We start from the raw sequence: 17,835 nt of genomic DNA on the forward strand, positions 1-17,835 counted from the left end.
ATGCTCGGGGATTACCAGTGGGTGAGCGCCAAGCGAGGTTCGCCCTCTTTCTTACGCATAAAAGCCAGGCCCCGCAAATCAGAACGGGTACGGCACAGTCAGCCTTTGGAATCGCGCAAAATCCAGATCTATCGCACCGTGCCCTCGGGATTGAGAGACGCCGCGTGGGCTTCGACGATAGCAGCGGTAATCACCTTTCTGAGCTCGTAGACCAGCAAGCGGGACCGCTTGCGATCCAGGTCTTGTGCCGCCTTCGCCAAATTCAGGCCTTCCCGCAGAACTATATTATGGGCGCGCGCCAACGCCCAGCTTTCTATATCTGGGTTTATCATTTGATATCTCCGCCGATTCATTCGGCATCAAGGATATTCACGAATCATTTTACAGAATTTACTTAAGTAGAAAGTAGAATCAGAAGCTGAATATTTTGCAACTGGCATTCAGCGCGAATTCGGCTTGCCGATCAAAATATTCAACTAAATATGGGTGAATTTTAAAGCGGATATGTTAGTATATACAAATATGTACTTCCGTTGCCGCGACCGGCTGCATAGCGGAATATCCACGCACCGCTCCTGCCGTACGACTTCAGACCACACGACTTCAGAAAAGTCCGCCACGACGTCGTTGAACGCATTCGCCTTGACTTTCCCGCGGCTTTCCTGTTTATCGCGCCAAATCTGCGACGAGTAACAGACTCCGAGCCGCCGACCGGGACTGGATTCCGGAGGTCAACACCCGACAGCGCGCTGCGCCCTCGGGTGCTTTTTGGCTTTGCGTCTTGTTTTCGTCAAGGAAAAGCACGACGTTCCAGGGCATCCAAAAACTCCCCGAAACGTATCAAGGAAGAGCCGATGTTTGAGAACCTCCAGGACCGTCTTGGTTCCATCCTGAATGGACTGACAGGCCGTGGCGCGCTTTCGGAAAGTGATGTTTCCGCAGCGCTGCGGGAGGTTCGCCGTGCGCTTCTGGAAGCCGACGTTTCGCTGGAGGTGGTCCGCTCCTTTACCGACCGCGTGCGTGAAAAGGCCGTTGGCGCCGAGATCCTGAAGTCGATCAAGCCCGGCCAGATGGTCGTCAAGATCGTCCATGACGAGCTCATCGAAATGCTCGGCGGCGAGGGTGTCGGTGTCGACCTTCATGCAGCCGCCCCAGTCGTCATCATGATGGTCGGCCTGCAGGGCTCCGGTAAGACGACGACGACGGCAAAGATCGCCAATCGCCTGACGACGCGCGAGAAGAAGAAGGTGCTGATGGCATCGCTCGACACGCGCCGTCCGGCAGCGCAAGAGCAGCTTCGCCAACTCGGCGCTCAGGCAAACATCGACACCCTGCCTGTTATTGCCGGCCAGTCTCCGACCGATATCGCCGCCCGCGCCGTTCAGGCCGCCAAGCTCGGCGGCCATGACGTCGTCATTCTCGACACCGCCGGCCGTACCCATATCGACGAACCCTTGATGGTCGAAATGGCCGACATCAAGAAGAAGTCGAACCCGCACGAAATCCTGCTGGTCGCCGATAGCCTGACCGGCCAGGACGCCGTCAACCTTGCCCGCAACTTCGATGAACGTGTCGGCATCACCGGCCTCGTACTGACCCGCATGGATGGCGATGGACGCGGCGGTGCGGCCCTTTCCATGCGCGCCGTCACCGGCAAGCCGATCAAACTGATCGGCGTCGGCGAACGAATGGGCGAACTGGAGGAATTCCATCCCCGTCGTATCGCTGACCGTATCCTCGGCATGGGCGATATCATCTCGCTCGTCGAGAAGGCGGCTGAAAACATCGACGCCGAAAAGGCGGCTGCCATGGCCGCCAAGATGGCCAAGGGCAAGTTTGACCTGAACGACCTCGCCGACCAGCTGCGTCAGATGCAGAAGATGGGCGGCATGGGCGGCATCATGGGCCTGATGCCCGGTATGGCCGGCATGAAGGACAAGATGGCCGCCGCCGGCTTGGACGACAAGCTGTTCGGCCGCCAGATCGCCATCATCCAGTCGATGACCAAGGCCGAGCGCGCCAATCCCGACCTGCTCAAGCATTCGCGCAAGAAGCGCATCGCCGCCGGCTCCGGCACGGATGCGGCCGCCATCAACAAGCTTCTGAAGATGCATCGGCAGATGGCCGACATGATGAAGATGATGGGCGGCAAGGGCAAAGGCGGCATGATGAAGCAGATGATGGGCGGCCTTGCCGGCAAAATGGGGCTGGGGGGCCTCGGCGGCATGGGCGGCATGCCTGATCTCTCGAATATCGACCCGAAGCAGCTTGAAGCGCTACAGAAGCAGGCGGAAGCCGCGGGTCTCGGAAAGCCGGGTGGGGGTATGCCCGGTCTAGGCGGAGGCTTGCCGGGCGGATTGCCCGGTCTTGGCGGCGCAAAGCTGCCGGGCCTCGGTGGTGGTTTCCCGGGCCTGCCCGGATTGCCCAAGAAGAAGTGAAAGGATCGCCTGCCCCATGATTGATCCAGACGTCAAAGCCCAGCTTTCGAGCTACCGCCAGTCGATCGACAATATCGACGCGGCGCTCGTCCACATTCTGGCCGAACGCTTTCGCTGCACCAAAGAGGTCGGCGTGCTGAAGGCTAAGTACAAGTTGCCGCCGGCGGATCCGGCGCGCGAGGAATACCAGATCGCTCGTCTTCGTCAGCTTGCCGAAGATGCGCATCTGGACCCGGATTTCGCCGAGAAGTTCCTGAACTTCGTCATCAAGGAAGTCATCCGGCATCATGAGCAGATCGCTGCGGACCACGCTGAACAGAGCGCCGCAGCCCGATAACCATGCCGCTCAACGAAGCGGTTCAAGAAAAGCCTAAGGAGTAAAGAATATGGCACTGAAAATTCGTCTCGCACGCGGTGGTTCCAAGAAGCGCCCGTACTACCACGTCGTTCTCGCCGATGCCCGCAGCCCGCGTGACGGCCGCTTCCTCGAGAGCCTCGGTTCCTGGAACCCGATGCTCGCCAAGGACGACGAAAAGCGCGTTCAGCTGAACGGCGAGCGCATCAAGCACTGGCTCGACCAGGGCGCGCTGCCGACCGACCGCGTCCTGCGCTTCCTCGATGAAGCCGGCATCTCCAAGCGCGAAACCCGCAACAACCCGGAAAAGGCAAAGCCGGGCAAGAAGGCTCAGGAGCGCGCTGCCGAAAAGGCTCAGAAGGCTGCTGACGCCGCTGAAGCTGCTGCTTCCGCCGAATAATAGGTTTCGACCCAATCCGGACGGGCGGCATGGCGACATGCCGCCCGTTTTCGTTTCCATTCCCACGCACTTCGTTTATGAGAAGCGTGATCTCAGCTTCTTGCCTGCGTTCGAATGAAGGAACCCATGACCAAGCTTGAAAATCCGGTGCTGATGGCAACCATCGGCGGCGCGCAGGGCATTCGCGGCGAGGTGCGCGTAAAGGCCTATACGGCCGATCCGACCGCGCTCGGCGACTATGGCCACCTGCACAGCATGGATGGACGCGTTTTCGAAGTTCTCGAATTGCGCGAAATGAAGAACATCGTCGTCGTCCGCTTCCGCGGCGTCAACGACCGCAACGCCGCCGAGGCGTTGAACGGCCTGGAACTCTATATCGAACGCGACAATCTGTCGGATGAGGAACTGGAGGACGACGAGTTCTTCTATGCCGATCTGGAAGGGCTCGAAGCCTTCGACGATCAGGGCATCAGTTACGGCACAGTGACCGGGGTCTTCGATTTCGGCGCCGGCGATCTTCTGGAGCTCAAAGGTCCCGGCAAACGTCCGGTGCTGATCCCCTTTTCGGAAGCCTCCGTGCTGGAAATCGACCTTGAAGCCGGCAAGCTGCTCATTGATCCGCTTGCAGCCGGCCTCGTCGACAATCCCGACGACCTGAAGGGGCTCGCCCCCGGCAAGCCGAAGAAAAAGAAGTAGGCGCCATGGCTTTCCGGGCGACCGTGCTGACACTCTACCCGGAAATGTTTCCGGGCCATCTGGATTTTTCGCTCGCCGGCAAGGCGGCAGAGCGTGGACAATGGTCGCTCGATACCGTGCAGATCCGCGATTTTGCGGCGGATAAGCACCGAACCGTCGATGATACACCGGCCGGCGGCGGCGCCGGCATGGTGCTGAAGCCCGATGTACTCGCCCGGGCCATCGACAGCGCTTCTGAAAATGACAACCGCCCGCGCTTGCTGATGAGCCCGCGCGGCAAACCGCTGACGCAGGAGCGCGTGCGGCAGCTGGCGGTCGGCGACGGGGTGATCATCGTCTGCGGCCGGTTCGAAGGCGTCGACCAGCGTGTGATCGAGGCACGCGAACTCGAGGAAGTCTCGATTGGCGATTACGTACTGTCAGGCGGCGAGCCGGCAGCGTTGATCCTGCTCGACGCGATCGTGCGCATCCTTCCGGGCGTCATGGGCAATGACCTCTCCGGCCTGCATGAAAGCTTCGAAGGCGGACTTCTGGAACATCCGCATTATACCCGCCCGCAGGAATGGGAAGGCCGCGAGATACCTGCGATCCTCACTTCCGGCAATCACGGCGCCATCGAGAAGTGGCGCCATGAACAATCCGTCTCGCTGACAAAAGAACGGCGGCCAGACCTGATTGGGGCGCAGAAGCCCGAAAAAGCGGGCTGATTTCATAAATTTGTCGCCCAAGGGATGACAGGTGGAAGTCTTTCGTGTAATGGCGCACGCGGAAATGGGGTTTAACCCTGTCTGCCAGCAAACAAAGAATGGCGAATCCGCTCCCGCCCGCAAGGGCAAACTCCGGAGGCATCGACCGAAGGACAGTGTGAGCGCTCTGGCTGTTTCAGAAGAACCAAAGGTTAAGACGATGAACATCATTCAGCAGCTTGAGGCCGAACAGGCCGCCAAGATCGAAGCCAAGCGCACCCTTCCTGAATTCTCCCCGGGCGACACCGTCCGTGTCAACGTGAAGGTCACGGAAGGCAACCGTACCCGCGTTCAGGCCTACGAAGGCGTTTGCATCGCGCGCTCCGGCGGCGGTCTGCAGGAAAACTTCACGGTCCGCAAGATCTCCTACGGCGAAGGCGTCGAGCGCGTATTCCCGGTCTACTCCCCGATGATCGAAAGCGTCGAAGTCGTTCGCCGCGGTAAGGTCCGTCGCGCCAAGCTCTATTACCTGCGCGATCGTCGCGGTAAGTCGGCTCGTATCGTCGAGAACACCGGCACCCGCGCCCGCAAGCTCAACGATGCCGAGCGTCAGGCCCTTGCCGAGGAAAAGGCACGTATCGAAGCTGAAAAGGTTGCAGCAGCTCAGGCTCTCGCCGCCGAAAAGGCAGCAGCAGAAGCCGCTGAAGCAAAGGCCGCCGCAGAAGCTGCAGCCGCTGCTGAAGGTTCGGCTGAATAAGCAGCTCGCGAAAGCGAAATCATTGCATGGGAAAGGCGGTCTTTGGGCCGCCTTTTCTTTTTTGCGCCAGTGTGCAGCGCTTGCAGCCTTGCCATATCAGCATCTTCCATGACAATTCTGCCGTTCAAATATTGGGGAGCCACACCATGTTCTTTCGCCGCACTGTTCTTGCCAGCCTGACCGCCGCAATGCTTTCGCCGCTCGCAGCTTTCGCCGGCAGCCTGCCGGACCTTGGCGGCAAGACTGTCGTCGTGGTGACGGAAAACGCCTATCCGCCGCTGCAGTTCGTCGACCCCAAGTCCGGTCAGCAGATCGGCTGGGAATATGACGCGATGAACGAAATTGCCAAGCGGCTGAACTTCAAGGTCGAATACCAGAACACCAGCTGGGACGCGATGATCCAGGCCGTATCCGACGGCCAGTACAACATCGGCATGACCGGCATCACCATCAAGGACGATCGCAAGCAGAAGGTTGATTTCTCCGATCCCTATATGCGCTCGCAGCAATTCATGCTTGTTCGTGGCGATGAGAAGCGCTTCACCGACGCCAAGAGCTTCGGTGCCTTCAACGATGGCCTGATCGGCGCCCAGCCCGGCACTTCGCCTTTCTATACCGCCGTCTATGAAATCCTCGATGGCAACGAACAGAACCCGCGCATCAAACTCTTCGAAACCTTCGGCGCAACCGTGCAGGCTCTGAAGACCGGCGATGTCGATCTCGTCCTGACCGACAGTGTCGCTGCCAAGGGTTATGTCGATTCCTCGAATGGCGGGCTGAAGGTCGTCGGCGAACCGCTCGGCACCGAGGATTTCGGCTTCATCTTCCCGAAGGGCTCCGATCTCGTCGCTCCCGTCAATGCCGCCATTGCCGACCTGAAGGCGGACGGCACCTTTGATGCGCTGAACAAGAAGTGGTTCCTCGACTACAAGATGGGCCAGTAGTCCCCCGAGCGATCGCAGATGGCATTACCACCATCCCCGCGACACGAGAAGGACGACCGTCCCTGGTGGCTGGTCGTCCTTGTTCTGATCGGCGTCGTTCTCGCCGTCGTCATCATTACCAACGATATTTACACGCAGGTCTTCCGGACCGTCGTGAATGGTGCCGGCATTACCGTCTTCGTGACACTCGTCGCCTTTGTGCTGGCGACCGTGCTCGGTCTGGGCATTGCGCTACTTGGCCTCTCCGACAATATCGTGCTGCGCCAGGTCGCCCGCTTCTACATCGAGATCATCCGGGGCATTCCAATCCTCGTGCTGCTCTTCTATATCGCCTTCGTCGGCGCGCCGGGCGTTGTCGCAGCCTATAATTTCCTGATCACCCCCCTGGTGAAGGCCGGTATTGCCGAGCCGATCCTCGTGCGTGATCTGTCGCTGATGTGGCGCGCCATCATCGCCCTGATGATCGGCTATTCCTCTTTCATCGCCGAAATCTTTCGCGCCGGTTTCCAGTCGGTCGATATCGGCCAGATCGAGGCGGCCAAGTCGCTCGGCCTGTCGCGCTACCGCCGTTTCAGGCTCGTTGTCTTCCCGCAAGCGATCCGGGTGGTCTTCCCGCCGCTCTCCAACGACTTCGTCTCGATGGTGAAGGATTCCTCCCTCGTCTCCGTTCTCGGCGTCGCCGACATCACGCAGATGGGCAAGGTCTATGCCTCCGGCTCCTTCCGCTTCTTCGAGACCTATTCGATCGTCACCTATATCTACCTGATCCTGACAATCGGCCTGTCGCTCTTCCTGCGGCGGATCGAGAAGAAGATGAAGCAGATGCCGCGACGCTAGAGCCGTCGCACGATTCGAATTGCCGTTTCGATCAAAAATCGCTATATCCAGCGCCATGGAATCCAAGTTCAGATGCATCGGTGCGCATATTTTCGTGCTGCAGGACCATTATCGCCTGCCGGCGCGTTTCTTTGCGTCCGTTTCCGGTGCGCTCAACAGCCGACTTCGTTGATCGAATGACGGCCGGCGGAGCCTGTCCGCCATATCCTTAAGTTCCATGCTCCAGCCAAAACGGACTATAGCCATGAGCGCACCGCGTACCCTTTACGACAAGATCTGGGCCGACCACCTGGTGGATGAACAGCCTGACGGCACCTGTCTTCTCTATATCGACCGTCACCTGGTCCATGAAGTCACCTCGCCGCAGGCCTTCGAAGGCCTGCGCATGACCCACCGCAAGGTTCGCGCGCCTGAAAAGACGCTTGCCGTCGTCGACCATAACGTTCCGACCTCACCCGACCGCCATCTCGGCATCAAGAATGAGGAAAGCCGCATCCAGGTCGAAGCGTTGGCAACCAATGCGGCCGAATTCGGCGTCGAGTATTACTCGGCAAGCGACAAGCGTCAGGGCATCGTTCACATCGTCGGTCCGGAACAGGGTTTCACCTTGCCCGGCATGACCATTGTCTGCGGCGACAGCCACACCTCGACGCACGGCGCCTTCGGCGCGCTGGCGCATGGGATCGGCACCTCCGAGGTCGAACATGTCCTGGCGACCCAGACGCTGATCCAGAAGAAGGCGAAGAACATGCTGGTGCGGGTCGACGGCCTGCTTCCACCGCATGTAACCGCCAAGGACATCATCCTCGCCATCATTGGCGAGATCGGCACGGCCGGCGGCACCGGCCACGTCATCGAATTTGCGGGCGAAGCTATCCGCGCGCTGTCGATGGAAGGTCGCATGACGATCTGCAACATGACGATCGAAGGCGGAGCCCGCGCTGGTCTGATCGCCCCTGACGAAAAGACCTTCGAATACATCAAGGGCAAGCCGCGTGCGCCGAAGGGCGAGGCGCTGGAACAGGCGATTGCCTACTGGAAGACACTGCAGACCGATGAAGGTGCTCATTACGACCGCGTCGTCGTGCTCGATGCTGCCAACCTGCCGCCGATCGTATCCTGGGGTTCCTCACCCGAGGACGTGATTTCCGTGCAGGGTATCGTACCGAACCCTGACGATATCCAGGACGAAACGAAGCGCACCTCCAAATGGCGCGCGCTCGACTATATGGGGCTGAAGCCGGGCACCAAAATGACCGATATCACCCTCGACCGCGTCTTCATCGGCTCCTGCACCAACGGCCGTATCGAGGATCTGCGCGAGGTCGCCAAGGTTGTTGAAGGCAAGACCGTTGCGTCGACCGTCGATGCCATGATCGTTCCGGGCTCTGGCCTCGTGAAGGAACAGGCGGAAGCCGAAGGCCTCGACAAGATCTTCAAGGCGGCCGGTTTCGACTGGCGTGAGCCGGGCTGCTCCATGTGTCTCGCCATGAACGACGACCGCCTGAAGCCGGGCGAGCGTTGCGCCTCGACCTCGAACCGCAACTTTGAAGGCCGCCAGGGCTTCAAGGGCCGCACACATCTCGTCTCGCCGGCCATGGCCGCTGCAGCCGCGATTGCCGGCCACTTCGTCGATATCCGCGAGTGGAACTGATCTTTCTCGCACATCTGACATGATAAAAGCCCGGCGCTCGCGCCGGGCTTTTTAGTTGAGCAGATGCAGAGGAGACAGCGCTTAGAACGTCGCCGTGTACGGATCCGGACCCATGCGGGCGCCGGCGCTGTCGAGCTTGGCGATCACGGCCATGTCTTCGCCATCCAGCTTGAAATCGAAGACGTTCAAGTTCTCCTCGATGCGCGAGGGCGTCACCGACTTCGGAATGACGACGAGGCCGGTATCGATGTGCCAGCGGATGATCACCTGCGCTGGCGTCTTGCCGTGCTTGGCAGCAATCTGACCGATGACCGGATTGGAAATGAAACGGCCCTGACCGAGCGGGCTCCAGGATTCCGTGACGATGTTCAGCTTCTTATGCGCCTCCTGCGCCGCCTTCTGCTGAAAGTCCGGATGCAGCTCGATCTGGTTGATGACGGGAACCACGCCTGTATCGCCGACGATATGGTCGAGATGGTCCGGATAGAAGTTCGACACACCGATGGAGCGGACACGACCCTCTTCCCTCAAGCGCACGAAAGCCTTCCAGGTTTCGCGATAAAGCCCGCGATGCGGCGACGGCCAGTGGATCAGATAGAGATCGATATAATCGCTACCGAGCTTCTTCAGGCTGACCTCGAAGGCACGCAGTGCATTGTCATAGCCCTGGTCGGTATTGCGCAGTTTCGTGGTGACGAAGATATCCTTGCGGTCGATGCCGGAGGAGCGGATGCCTTCGCCGACGCCCTCTTCATTGTCATAACCGGACGCCGTATCGATGTGGCGATAGCCGGCGGCCAGTGCGGTGCGCACGGTCGGAGCCGCGATATCTTGCGGCGTCTGCCAGACGCCGAGACCCACCTGGGGAATGGAATGTCCGTCGTGGAAAGTAATGATGGGCTGAGTGGTCACAATATATCTCCGGAAGTTTGAAGGAATGGCCAAGACACGAATGGAATGGGGCATGAATTGAAGCCGTGAAGCGGTTTTCCCTGGACGCATCGCAGCCCGCGCATCCGGTCGAAAGTCCATATAGGACAGAGAGCCCGCAATACAATCAGAGAACGCGGAGGATCGTTCCCTTTCTGAGGTGAGGCAGAATGCGGCGCATGTCGCGAGCGCTGATCGCAACACAGCCGGCGGTCGGCTCGTATCCTGGCCGGATCAGATGGAAAAAGATCGCTGAGCCGCGATTGCGCGCCCGAGAGGTCACGTTCCAGTCGAGCACCAGGCAGATATCGTAAAGCCCGTCCTTTCGCTTCATCTCCTCATGGCTCGGTTTGAACGGCGCCTTGACCAGCCTGTTGTAATTCGCATCGGCGGGCTGATCGCACCACAGCATGTCGGAGCGGATGCGCTTGATGGGCAGCGCCGTAGGGAGACGGCCGTGTCGTTCGCCGCGCCGGAAACCGTAGAGCAGCCGCATGGCAGCAATCGGCGTTGCCCCGTCGCCTTCGCGCTTGATCACGGTTCGGCCGCTACGGCCGATCGCAGCAGGCAAGGTAAGCGGGCCAAAACAGACAATAGCTCTGTTTGGCTGGCCCGGCGCGGCACGCACCACGAGCGTTGAGGGCTGCCCATTTCGCTCTCGCCTTGCTTTTTCCATTTTTCTCGCATGTTCTTGAATTGCCTTGGGCTTCGATTGAAACCATATGAGACCCTAGGCAGCAACAGCAGCAGATCGCCAATCCTTGCCAAATGTGGAATTTGGCGTAGGAGTATCTGACCAACGCAAGGACGCACCCGCATGACCGCACGCACCATTCTTCTGGTGGATGACGACGACGACCTTCGCCAGACGCTGACGGAGCAATTGTCGTTGTATGAGGAATTCTCGGTCCTGCAGGAAGCGACCGCGGGCAAGGGCGTCCAGGCCGCCCGCTCCAATCCGGTCGATCTGCTGATCATGGACGTCGGCCTGCCCGATATGGACGGCCGCGAGGCGGTAAAGCTGCTGCGCAAGGGTGGCTTCAAGGCGCCGATCATCATGCTGACCGGTCATGACACGGATTCAGACACGATCCTTGGCCTTGAGGCCGGCGCCAACGACTATGTGACAAAACCTTTCCGCTTCGCCGTGCTTTTGGCTCGCATCCGCGTGCAGCTTCGCCAGCACGAGCAGAGCGAAGATGCCACTTTCACTGTCGGCCCTTATCTCTTCAAGCCGAGCCAGAAGCTGCTGACCACAGACAACGGCCAGAAGATCCGTCTGACGGAAAAGGAGGCGGCGATCATCCGCTACCTCTACCGCGCCGAACAAAAGGTCGTGACCCGCGACGTGTTGCTGGAAGAAGTCTGGGGCTACAATTCCGGCGTCACGACGCACACGCTGGAAACCCACGTTTACCGTCTGCGCCAGAAGATCGAGCGGGATCCGTCCAACGCCGAGATCCTCGTGACGGAAAACGGCGGCTACAAGATCATCCCGTAGCATGTCTCTTTCCGACGATATCCATCTGCTGGCGCAGCTTCCGCTCTTCAAGGACATGAACGACGACCAGTTGCGCCTGATTGCCTTCGGCGCAGACCGTCGCGTGATTGCGGCCGGGCAGATGCTGTTCCGTCAGGGCTCGCCCGCCGAAAGCGCCTATGTGATCACGAGCGGCAGCCTCGAACTTAGCGTGACGGGCTCGGATGGCATGGCGCGAACCGAAGCCATCGCTGGCGCCGGTGCATTGATCTCGGAGCTGGCCCTTATAACGCTGGTGGAGCGCAAGTTCACGGCAATTGCCCGCGAAGATACCGGCATCATCCGCATTACGCGGGCGCTGTTCCTTCGCCTGATCGAGGAATATCCCTCGGCGGCGCGCATTATGGAAAACCGTATCCGCGACAGCATTGCCGATCTCGCGGCACAGGCCGCAAGCCAGTTTCACCGTTTCAGCTGACGTTTCAGAGGTTGAGATGTACGGTCACCGGCACATGGTCGGACGGCCGCTCCCAACCGCGTGCTTCCTTCAGCACCTCAATGCGCTGCAGATGCGGACCGAGGTCGGGCGAGGACCAGATATGGTCGAGGCGCCGGCCCTTGTCGGCAGCTTCCCAATCCTTCGCGCGATAGCTCCACCACGTATAGAGCTTCTCATTGGCAGGTACATGCTGGCGCATGAGATCGTGCCAGCCGCCACGCTTCATCACCTCGAGCAGCCCGTCGGTTTCGACCGGCGTATGGCTGACGATCTTTAAAAGCTGCTTGTGCGACCAGACATCATGTTCCAGCGGCGCGATATTGAGATCGCCGACGAGAATGGCTGACGTGTTCGGCTCGGCGCTCGCCTTGAGGTTCTTCATCTCCTCGATGAAATCGAGCTTGTGGCCGAATTTCGGATTGATCATCCGGTCCGGCTCGTCGCCGCCGGCAGGAACATAGAAATTATGCAGACGGATGCGCCGGTTGCCGCGCTCGAAGACCGCCGAGATATGGCGCGCATCGCCGACATTGCAGTAATCCTGCCGGTGATCCTCGGTCAGCGGTAGGCGCGAGGCGATGGCAACGCCGTGATAGCCCTTCTGGCCGTGGATGATGATGTGCTCGTAACCCATGGCGCGCAAGGGTGCCAACGGGAAGAGATCGTTCGTAACCTTGGTTTCCTGCAGGCAGAGGATATCGGGCCTGTGCTTCAGCACGAGCTGCTCGACGATCGGCATGCGCAGCCGCACCGAATTGATATTCCAGGTGGTGATGGAGAAGCTCATGCCATACCCTTTCAGATCCCTCTGAAAAGGCTTTAGAGCAAAGGCGTCAGCGAGAAAACCGGCCGCAGGCAAAAGCGGTCGGCGATCAACCGAAAAGCGCTACAGCACCGGCCCGAAAATCGGGATCGATTTTCGGAAAGCCTGATGCGTGGATTCGACGAGATAGAGCGTCCTCTGTGCGCCCGAATGGACACACGGGGCTCTAGTCGCGGTTTGCCGATGTGCCCTTGATATCCTCGTAGGGCACGCGGAAGACGCGCTCGTCGAAGGCAACTCCGGTCTTCACGTTGAAGATCATCACCGACGTGTCCTTGCCCTGGTTGTCGGTGATCGTCCACTGGCGCAAGTCATAGGTCTTCGGGTCGAACATCATTGTGATGGTCGAATTGCCGAACACCGTATTGTTTCCGAGCGAGATCGTCGTCAGATCGGACTCTTGCTTCACGCCCTTCACCATGCCGGCGGAAAGGTCGATATGCGGCGCGAGGAGTAGGCTGAGCGGCGTCTTGGAAAGCGGATAGAGATCCCAGGTCTTCAGCTTCACATTGCCGATCGCGACGTTCCTGCCGTCGGCAATGACGCGCATCGGCGACGGATCGTCATAGTTGAAGCGCAGCTTGCCGGGACGTTCGATGAAGAACTTGCCCCCGGTCTGTTCGCCACGGGGCCCAAACTGTACGAACTCGCCCTGCATGGTGGCGACACTGGAGAAATGATCGGCAATCGCCTGTGCCGTGGCGCTGTTGGCAGCGGGTGCTGCCACCTGAGCGACCTGGGCGAGAGCGGGAAACGGAACGGCGCTTGCAACGGCCGCAACAGCAAAGACGCCAAGAACGTCACGGCGGGTTACCGGCAGGCCGGAAAAGATGGACGCGGAGTTGGTCATGTGAACCTCCTGTATGCGGTCTGCATGCCGCCGAAAGGCGGCGTCTTCAAGGCGCCGCGATCGCCCGGTGAAAGGTAACGGATTACATCCTCCGAGGTTTCCACCGAATGGGCTGCGCCATCAAATATTCTTTCCTCAACGGTCGAGGATATCTCCATCTGTCGGCACAAGAATCTCGCGTTTACCGGCATGGTTCGCCGGGCCAATGATGCCCTCCTGCTCCATGCGTTCGATCAGCGATGCCGCACGATTATATCCGATACCGAGCCTGCGCTGAACATAGGAAGTAGAGGCCTTGCCATCGCGCAGCACAATGGCGACGGCCTGATCGTAGGGATCTTCGGAATCGGCAAGATTTGACGTACCTGCCGGACCGCCACCATAATCGCCGTCCTCGTCGTCATCGGCAGTGATGGCATCGAGATATTGCGGCGAACCTTGCGTCTTCAGGTAGGAGACGATCTCTTCGACCTCAACGTCGGACACGAACGGACCATGGACGCGCTGAATGCGACCGCCGCCTGCCATATAGAGCATATCACCCATGCCGAGCAGTTGTTCGGCACCCTGCTCGCCGAGGATCGTGCGGCTGTCGATCTTGGACGTAACCTGGAAGGAGATGCGGGTCGGGAAGTTCGCCTTGATCGTGCCGGTGATGACGTCAACGGACGGACGCTGCGTTGCCATAATGACATGGATACCGGCCGCGCGCGCCATCTGCGCGAGGCGCTGCACGGCACCTTCAATATCCTTGCCGGCGACCATCATCAGGTCGGCCATTTCGTCGATGATAACGACGATATACGGCATCGGCTGCAGATCGAATTCTTCGGTCTCGTAGACAGCTTCGCCGGTCTGCCGGTCAAAACCGGTCTGCACCGTGCGCGAGATCGTGTCGCCCTTGGCAAGTGCCTGCTCGACGCGCGTATTGAAGCCGTCGATGTTGCGAACACCGATCTTAGACATCTTCTTGTAGCGCTCTTCCATCTCGCGGACGGTCCATTTGAGCGCGACGACTGCCTTCTTCGGATCGGTGACGACAGGGGAAAGCAGATGCGGAATGCCGTCGTAGACGGAGAGTTCCAACATCTTCGGATCGATCATGATGAGACGGCACTGTTCCGGCGTCATGCGGTAAAGCAGCGACAGGATCATCGTGTTAATAGCGACGGACTTACCCGAACCGGTCGTACCGGCCACCAGCAGATGCGGCATCTTGGCGAGATCGGCGATCACGGCTTCGCCGCCGATCGTCTTGCCGAGCGCCATGGCAAGCTTCGCCTTGGAGCCTTCGAAATCACGCGAGGCGATGAGCTCGCGCAGATAGACGGTTTCACGCGTCTGGTTCGGCAGCTCGATGCCGATCGCATTGCGGCCCGGCACGACGGCGACGCGGGCGGCAATCGCACTCATCGAGCGGGCGATGTCGTCGGCAAGGCCGATGACGCGGGACGATTTGATGCCGGGTGCCGGCTCCAGTTCATAGAGTGTGACGACCGGACCGGGGCGAACATGGATAATCTCGCCCTTAACGCCGAAATCTTCCAGTACGCCTTCCAGCATGCGGGCATTCTGCTCCAGCGCATCGGCCGAAAGCGTGGAATCGCGCACGACATTCTTCGGCTCCGCAAGCAGATGCATGGAGGGAAGCTGGAAGCCTTCCGGCCGGATGAACGAACCTTGCGCCTCGCGTTCGACACGGGCGCCGGGCTTTGGACGGGCGGAGGCAGGAATGATACGCGGCTCGGGTTTACCGGCCGATTTGGCCGGCGCGCGGATCATCCAATCGTCATCATCGTCATCAGGCAGGATATCGGCCGGACGCGGCGGCATGTCGGTATCGAATGGCGGATCGTCGTCCTCGTCCTCATCGTCGTTGAGCGAGACGGAAGGCGCCGAAACGACCCGACGGCTCGAAGCGGCACGCGGCTCCATGGAAGGATCCATGCGCTCGCCGCGCGCTGCGGGCTTGGCGCGCACCGGCTCGTTCAGCGTACCGAATTCGTCATCGTTGAAGTCATAAGGCGATTCGAAATCGCTCTGGCGGCGCTTGCGCGGTCCCATGCCGAAAAGCCGTCGGAAACGCGCCTGGTTCATATACCAGGCGTGAGTCATGGCACCGCTAAAGGCCATCCAGCGGGATCCATCGTCCTCATCGTCCTCATCGCCGACGACACGCACCTTGCTGCGTGTATCGACATAATCCTCTTCTTCGTTTTCCTCCTCATCGAGTTCGCTGCGGCCGACGATGCCGGCTGCAAAGAGCATCATCCACGCGGTCGGGACGGCGAAGATGCAGCCGACGGCAGTGGCGAAAACGCCGGTCGGATAGGCGCCGACGAAGAGTGCGGGAAAACGCAGGATCATGTCGCCGATAACACCGCCGATACCGTTCGGGATCGGCCAGGTGAGCGGTGGCGGGAAACAGCCGATGACGGCGGAGGAAAGTATGGTGCCCACGAGCCAGGCGCCGGCGCGCGCCGGAATACGGCTGATGCGACGGCCGGAAATCAGCGCCAGCGCCCAAGCGACGATCGGCAGCATCGAAACGACGCTTGCGAGCCCCAGGAACTGCATGGCGACGTCGGCAAAGGCAGCACCGCTATAACCGAGTATGTTGGTCGGCAGGTTGCCCGTGGCGTAGGAATAGCTGGGATCGGTGACGTTCCATGTCGCAAGCGCCGCAACCGCGAGCGCTAAGACCAGGAAGACCGCGAAGCCGATGAGAGCCTGGATCTGCCGCAGCATGAATGCCGAGAAGGAGAACCGGTCAGGACGACCATCCATCGCCGGCGACGTGCTTCTTGCCATGTGTCTAACCCGTCCAATGCCTGGGGGCACGCGAATCGCCAATGCTTCGCCGCGCCAAATGCGTCCGCTCCACCTAATCAAAGTAGAGTTAAAGCGATGTTAACCATGCATATGCCGGATCACTAAAAAGAAAAGGGCCCGAACCTGTGAAGGTCCGGGCCAAGAGCGGCTTATGGTTAGATAGGCCGCGACGGGCCGTTCAGCGGCGCCCTTGTGCCAGGCGCCGCAAACCCTGTGATCAGGAGTGGTAAGCGGCTTCGCCGTGCGTTGCGAGGTCGAGACCTTCGCGCTCGGCTTCGACCGAAACGCGCAGGCCGATGATGACATCGACGATCTTGTAGAGGATCGCCGAGCCGATGCCCGACCATAGCAGCGTCGTGAGCACGCCCTTGGCCTGGGCCAGGACCTGCGTAGCCGTGCCGGCATAGGAGGCAGCGAAATCAGCCGTCGAGTAGTCGACGATACCGGCGCCGCCGAGGGCCGGGTTGACGAGGATGCCGGTACCGAGAGCGCCGATGATGCCGCCGATGCAATGGACACCGAAGACGTCGAGGCTGTCGTCATAGTTGAACTTGTTCTTCACGACGTCGACGAAGAAGTAGCAGACCGGCGAGACGATGAGACCGAGAACAATCGAACCCATCGGGCCGGCAAAGCCTGCCGCCGGAGTGACAGCGACGAGGCCGGCGACGGCGCCGGAAGCGCCGCCGAGCATGGAAGCCTTACCGCGAGCGAAGCTTTCGACGATGCACCAGGACACGGCGGCGGCGGCCGTCGCGACGAAGGTGTTGATCATGGCGAGCGATGCATAGGCATTGGCTTCGAGGTTAGAGCCGGCGTTGAAGCCGAACCAGCCGACCCAGAGCAGCGATGCGCCGACCATGGTGAGCGTCATCGAGTGCGGAGCCATGATCTCCTTCTTATAGCCGGTGCGCTTGCCGAGCATGATCGCGCCGACGAGGCCGGCGATACCGGCATTGATGTGAACGACCGTGCCGCCGGCGAAATCGATTGCGCCATAGGAGAAGATCAGGCCGGCCGGCGAGGTGTAGGAACTCGGACCGCCCCAGAACCAGACCATGTGCGCCATCGGGAAGTAGATAAAGGTAACCCAGAGCACGACGAACAGCATGACGGCCGAGAACTTGATGCGCTCGGCGAATGCGCCGACGATCAGGCCGGGCGTGATGCAGGCGAAGGTCATCTGGAATACGATGAAGGTGTATTCAGGGATGGCGACGCCCTTCGAGAAGGTCTCTGCGAGCGATGAGGTGTTAACCCCGGCGAGGAAAGCCTTGGAGAAGCCGCCGACGAAGCTGTTCAGCGAGCCACCGTCGGTGAAGGCGAGCGAATAGCCGTAGGTCACCCAGATCAGCGCCACGACGGCGGTGATCATGAAGACCTGCATCAGCACGGAGAGCATGTTCTTGGCACGTACGAGGCCGCCGTAGAAAAGCGCAAGGCCGGGGATCGTCATCAGGAGGACGAGCGCCGAGGAGACGAGCATCCAGGTATTGTCACCCTTGTCCATGGTGAAGGCCGGAGCAGCAGCGGCTGCAGCATCGGCGGCTGCCGGGGCTGCTTCCTGCGCGAAAGCGACGACCGGCGCCAGGAGAGCGGCCGAAAGGGCGCCTACCCGTGCGATGTTGGAGGAAAACTTCGAAATTGACATTGG

General features: G+C 60.1%; 18 protein-coding genes. 11 read left to right on the forward strand and 7 right to left on the reverse strand.

Translation table 11 applies throughout. The features are described from left to right. Positions 1-128 precede the first annotated feature (128 nt). A complete protein-coding gene (locus AB4Z13_RS08710) occupies positions 129-353 on the reverse strand; it encodes a hypothetical protein (RefSeq protein WP_310385081.1) in 225 nt (74 codons plus the stop codon). A 501-nt stretch (positions 354-854) separates the two neighbouring features. Here AB4Z13_RS08710 and ffh point away from each other — a divergent pair. The 9 genes from ffh to leuC all read left to right on the forward strand — a co-directional run bounded on the left by ffh (position 855) and on the right by leuC (position 8,767). After that, a complete protein-coding gene (gene ffh, locus AB4Z13_RS08715; protein WP_113319776.1) occupies positions 855-2,438 on the forward strand; it encodes a signal recognition particle protein in 1,584 nt (527 codons plus the stop codon). A gap of 16 nt (positions 2,439-2,454) precedes the next feature. Further along, positions 2,455-2,775, forward strand: coding sequence for a chorismate mutase (locus AB4Z13_RS08720; protein WP_037101839.1), 321 nt, complete (start codon positions 2,455-2,457; stop codon positions 2,773-2,775). 49 nt (positions 2,776-2,824) lie between these two features. Next, positions 2,825-3,193, forward strand: coding sequence for a 30S ribosomal protein S16 (rpsP, locus tag AB4Z13_RS08725; RefSeq protein ID WP_113319777.1), 369 nt, complete (start codon positions 2,825-2,827; stop codon positions 3,191-3,193). 126 nt (positions 3,194-3,319) lie between these two features. Further along, a complete protein-coding gene (gene rimM / locus AB4Z13_RS08730) occupies positions 3,320-3,889 on the forward strand; it encodes a ribosome maturation factor RimM (protein ID WP_113319875.1) in 570 nt (189 codons plus the stop codon). Positions 3,890-3,894: 5 nt separating this feature from the next. Beyond that, positions 3,895-4,596, forward strand: coding sequence for a tRNA (guanosine(37)-N1)-methyltransferase TrmD (gene trmD, locus AB4Z13_RS08735; RefSeq protein ID WP_310385092.1), 702 nt, complete (start codon positions 3,895-3,897; stop codon positions 4,594-4,596). A gap of 199 nt (positions 4,597-4,795) precedes the next feature. Further along, the gene (gene rplS / locus AB4Z13_RS08740) at positions 4,796-5,332 is read left to right on the forward strand and encodes a 50S ribosomal protein L19 (RefSeq protein WP_037070794.1); all 537 of its coding nucleotides are present in this window, start codon (positions 4,796-4,798) and stop codon (positions 5,330-5,332) included. A gap of 146 nt (positions 5,333-5,478) precedes the next feature. Next, positions 5,479-6,276: a basic amino acid ABC transporter substrate-binding protein gene (locus AB4Z13_RS08745; protein WP_113319779.1), complete on the forward strand. Its 798-nt coding sequence runs from the start codon at positions 5,479-5,481 to the stop codon at positions 6,274-6,276. An 18-nt stretch (positions 6,277-6,294) separates the two neighbouring features. Beyond that, positions 6,295-7,113 carry an amino acid ABC transporter permease gene (locus AB4Z13_RS08750; RefSeq protein ID WP_439016804.1) on the forward strand — a complete coding sequence of 273 codons (819 nt, stop codon included), beginning with the start codon at positions 6,295-6,297 and terminating at the stop codon, positions 7,111-7,113. Between the two features lie 244 nt (positions 7,114-7,357). Then, positions 7,358-8,767, forward strand: a complete 1,410-nt coding sequence (gene leuC / locus AB4Z13_RS08755) for a 3-isopropylmalate dehydratase large subunit (protein WP_113319781.1) — start codon at positions 7,358-7,360, stop codon at positions 8,765-8,767. Between the two features lie 81 nt (positions 8,768-8,848). Here the strand turns inward: leuC and AB4Z13_RS08760 are convergent, their stop codons facing one another. Both AB4Z13_RS08760 and AB4Z13_RS08765 read right to left on the reverse strand, forming a co-directional pair. Next, a complete protein-coding gene (locus tag AB4Z13_RS08760) occupies positions 8,849-9,679 on the reverse strand; it encodes an aldo/keto reductase (RefSeq protein WP_439016805.1) in 831 nt (276 codons plus the stop codon). A 145-nt stretch (positions 9,680-9,824) separates the two neighbouring features. Further along, positions 9,825-10,373 (reverse strand): L,D-transpeptidase family protein, encoded by a 549-nt coding sequence (locus AB4Z13_RS08765; RefSeq protein ID WP_439016806.1) that lies wholly within the window; start codon positions 10,371-10,373, stop codon positions 9,825-9,827. 141 nt (positions 10,374-10,514) lie between these two features. Here AB4Z13_RS08765 and AB4Z13_RS08770 point away from each other — a divergent pair, with 141 nt between their 5' ends. Further along, positions 10,515-11,198 (forward strand): response regulator transcription factor, encoded by a 684-nt coding sequence (locus tag AB4Z13_RS08770; protein ID WP_007814583.1) that lies wholly within the window; start codon positions 10,515-10,517, stop codon positions 11,196-11,198. Position 11,199: 1 nt separating this feature from the next. Next, on the forward strand, positions 11,200-11,655 hold the full coding sequence (locus AB4Z13_RS08775; RefSeq protein ID WP_439016807.1) for a cyclic nucleotide-binding domain-containing protein: 456 nt from the start codon (positions 11,200-11,202) through the stop codon (positions 11,653-11,655). A gap of 4 nt (positions 11,656-11,659) precedes the next feature. Here AB4Z13_RS08775 and AB4Z13_RS08780 read toward each other — a convergent pair whose 3' ends face one another. The 4 genes from AB4Z13_RS08780 to AB4Z13_RS08795 all read right to left on the reverse strand — a co-directional run bounded on the left by AB4Z13_RS08780 (position 11,660) and on the right by AB4Z13_RS08795 (position 17,832). Continuing rightward, positions 11,660-12,463, reverse strand: coding sequence for an exodeoxyribonuclease III (locus AB4Z13_RS08780; protein WP_439016808.1), 804 nt, complete (start codon positions 12,461-12,463; stop codon positions 11,660-11,662). A 202-nt stretch (positions 12,464-12,665) separates the two neighbouring features. Continuing rightward, positions 12,666-13,349, reverse strand: coding sequence for an outer membrane lipoprotein carrier protein LolA (locus AB4Z13_RS08785; RefSeq protein WP_439016809.1), 684 nt, complete (start codon positions 13,347-13,349; stop codon positions 12,666-12,668). A 135-nt stretch (positions 13,350-13,484) separates the two neighbouring features. Then, positions 13,485-16,160, reverse strand: a complete 2,676-nt coding sequence (locus AB4Z13_RS08790; protein ID WP_439016810.1) for a DNA translocase FtsK 4TM domain-containing protein — start codon at positions 16,158-16,160, stop codon at positions 13,485-13,487. Positions 16,161-16,398: 238 nt separating this feature from the next. Next, positions 16,399-17,832 carry an ammonium transporter gene (locus tag AB4Z13_RS08795; RefSeq protein ID WP_310385116.1) on the reverse strand — a complete coding sequence of 478 codons (1,434 nt, stop codon included), beginning with the start codon at positions 17,830-17,832 and terminating at the stop codon, positions 16,399-16,401. Between the last annotated feature and the right edge of the window lie 3 nt (positions 17,833-17,835).

The organism is Rhizobium sp. YAF28, from assembly GCF_052113285.1.
Lineage (GTDB): Bacteria > Pseudomonadota > Alphaproteobacteria > Rhizobiales > Rhizobiaceae > Rhizobium.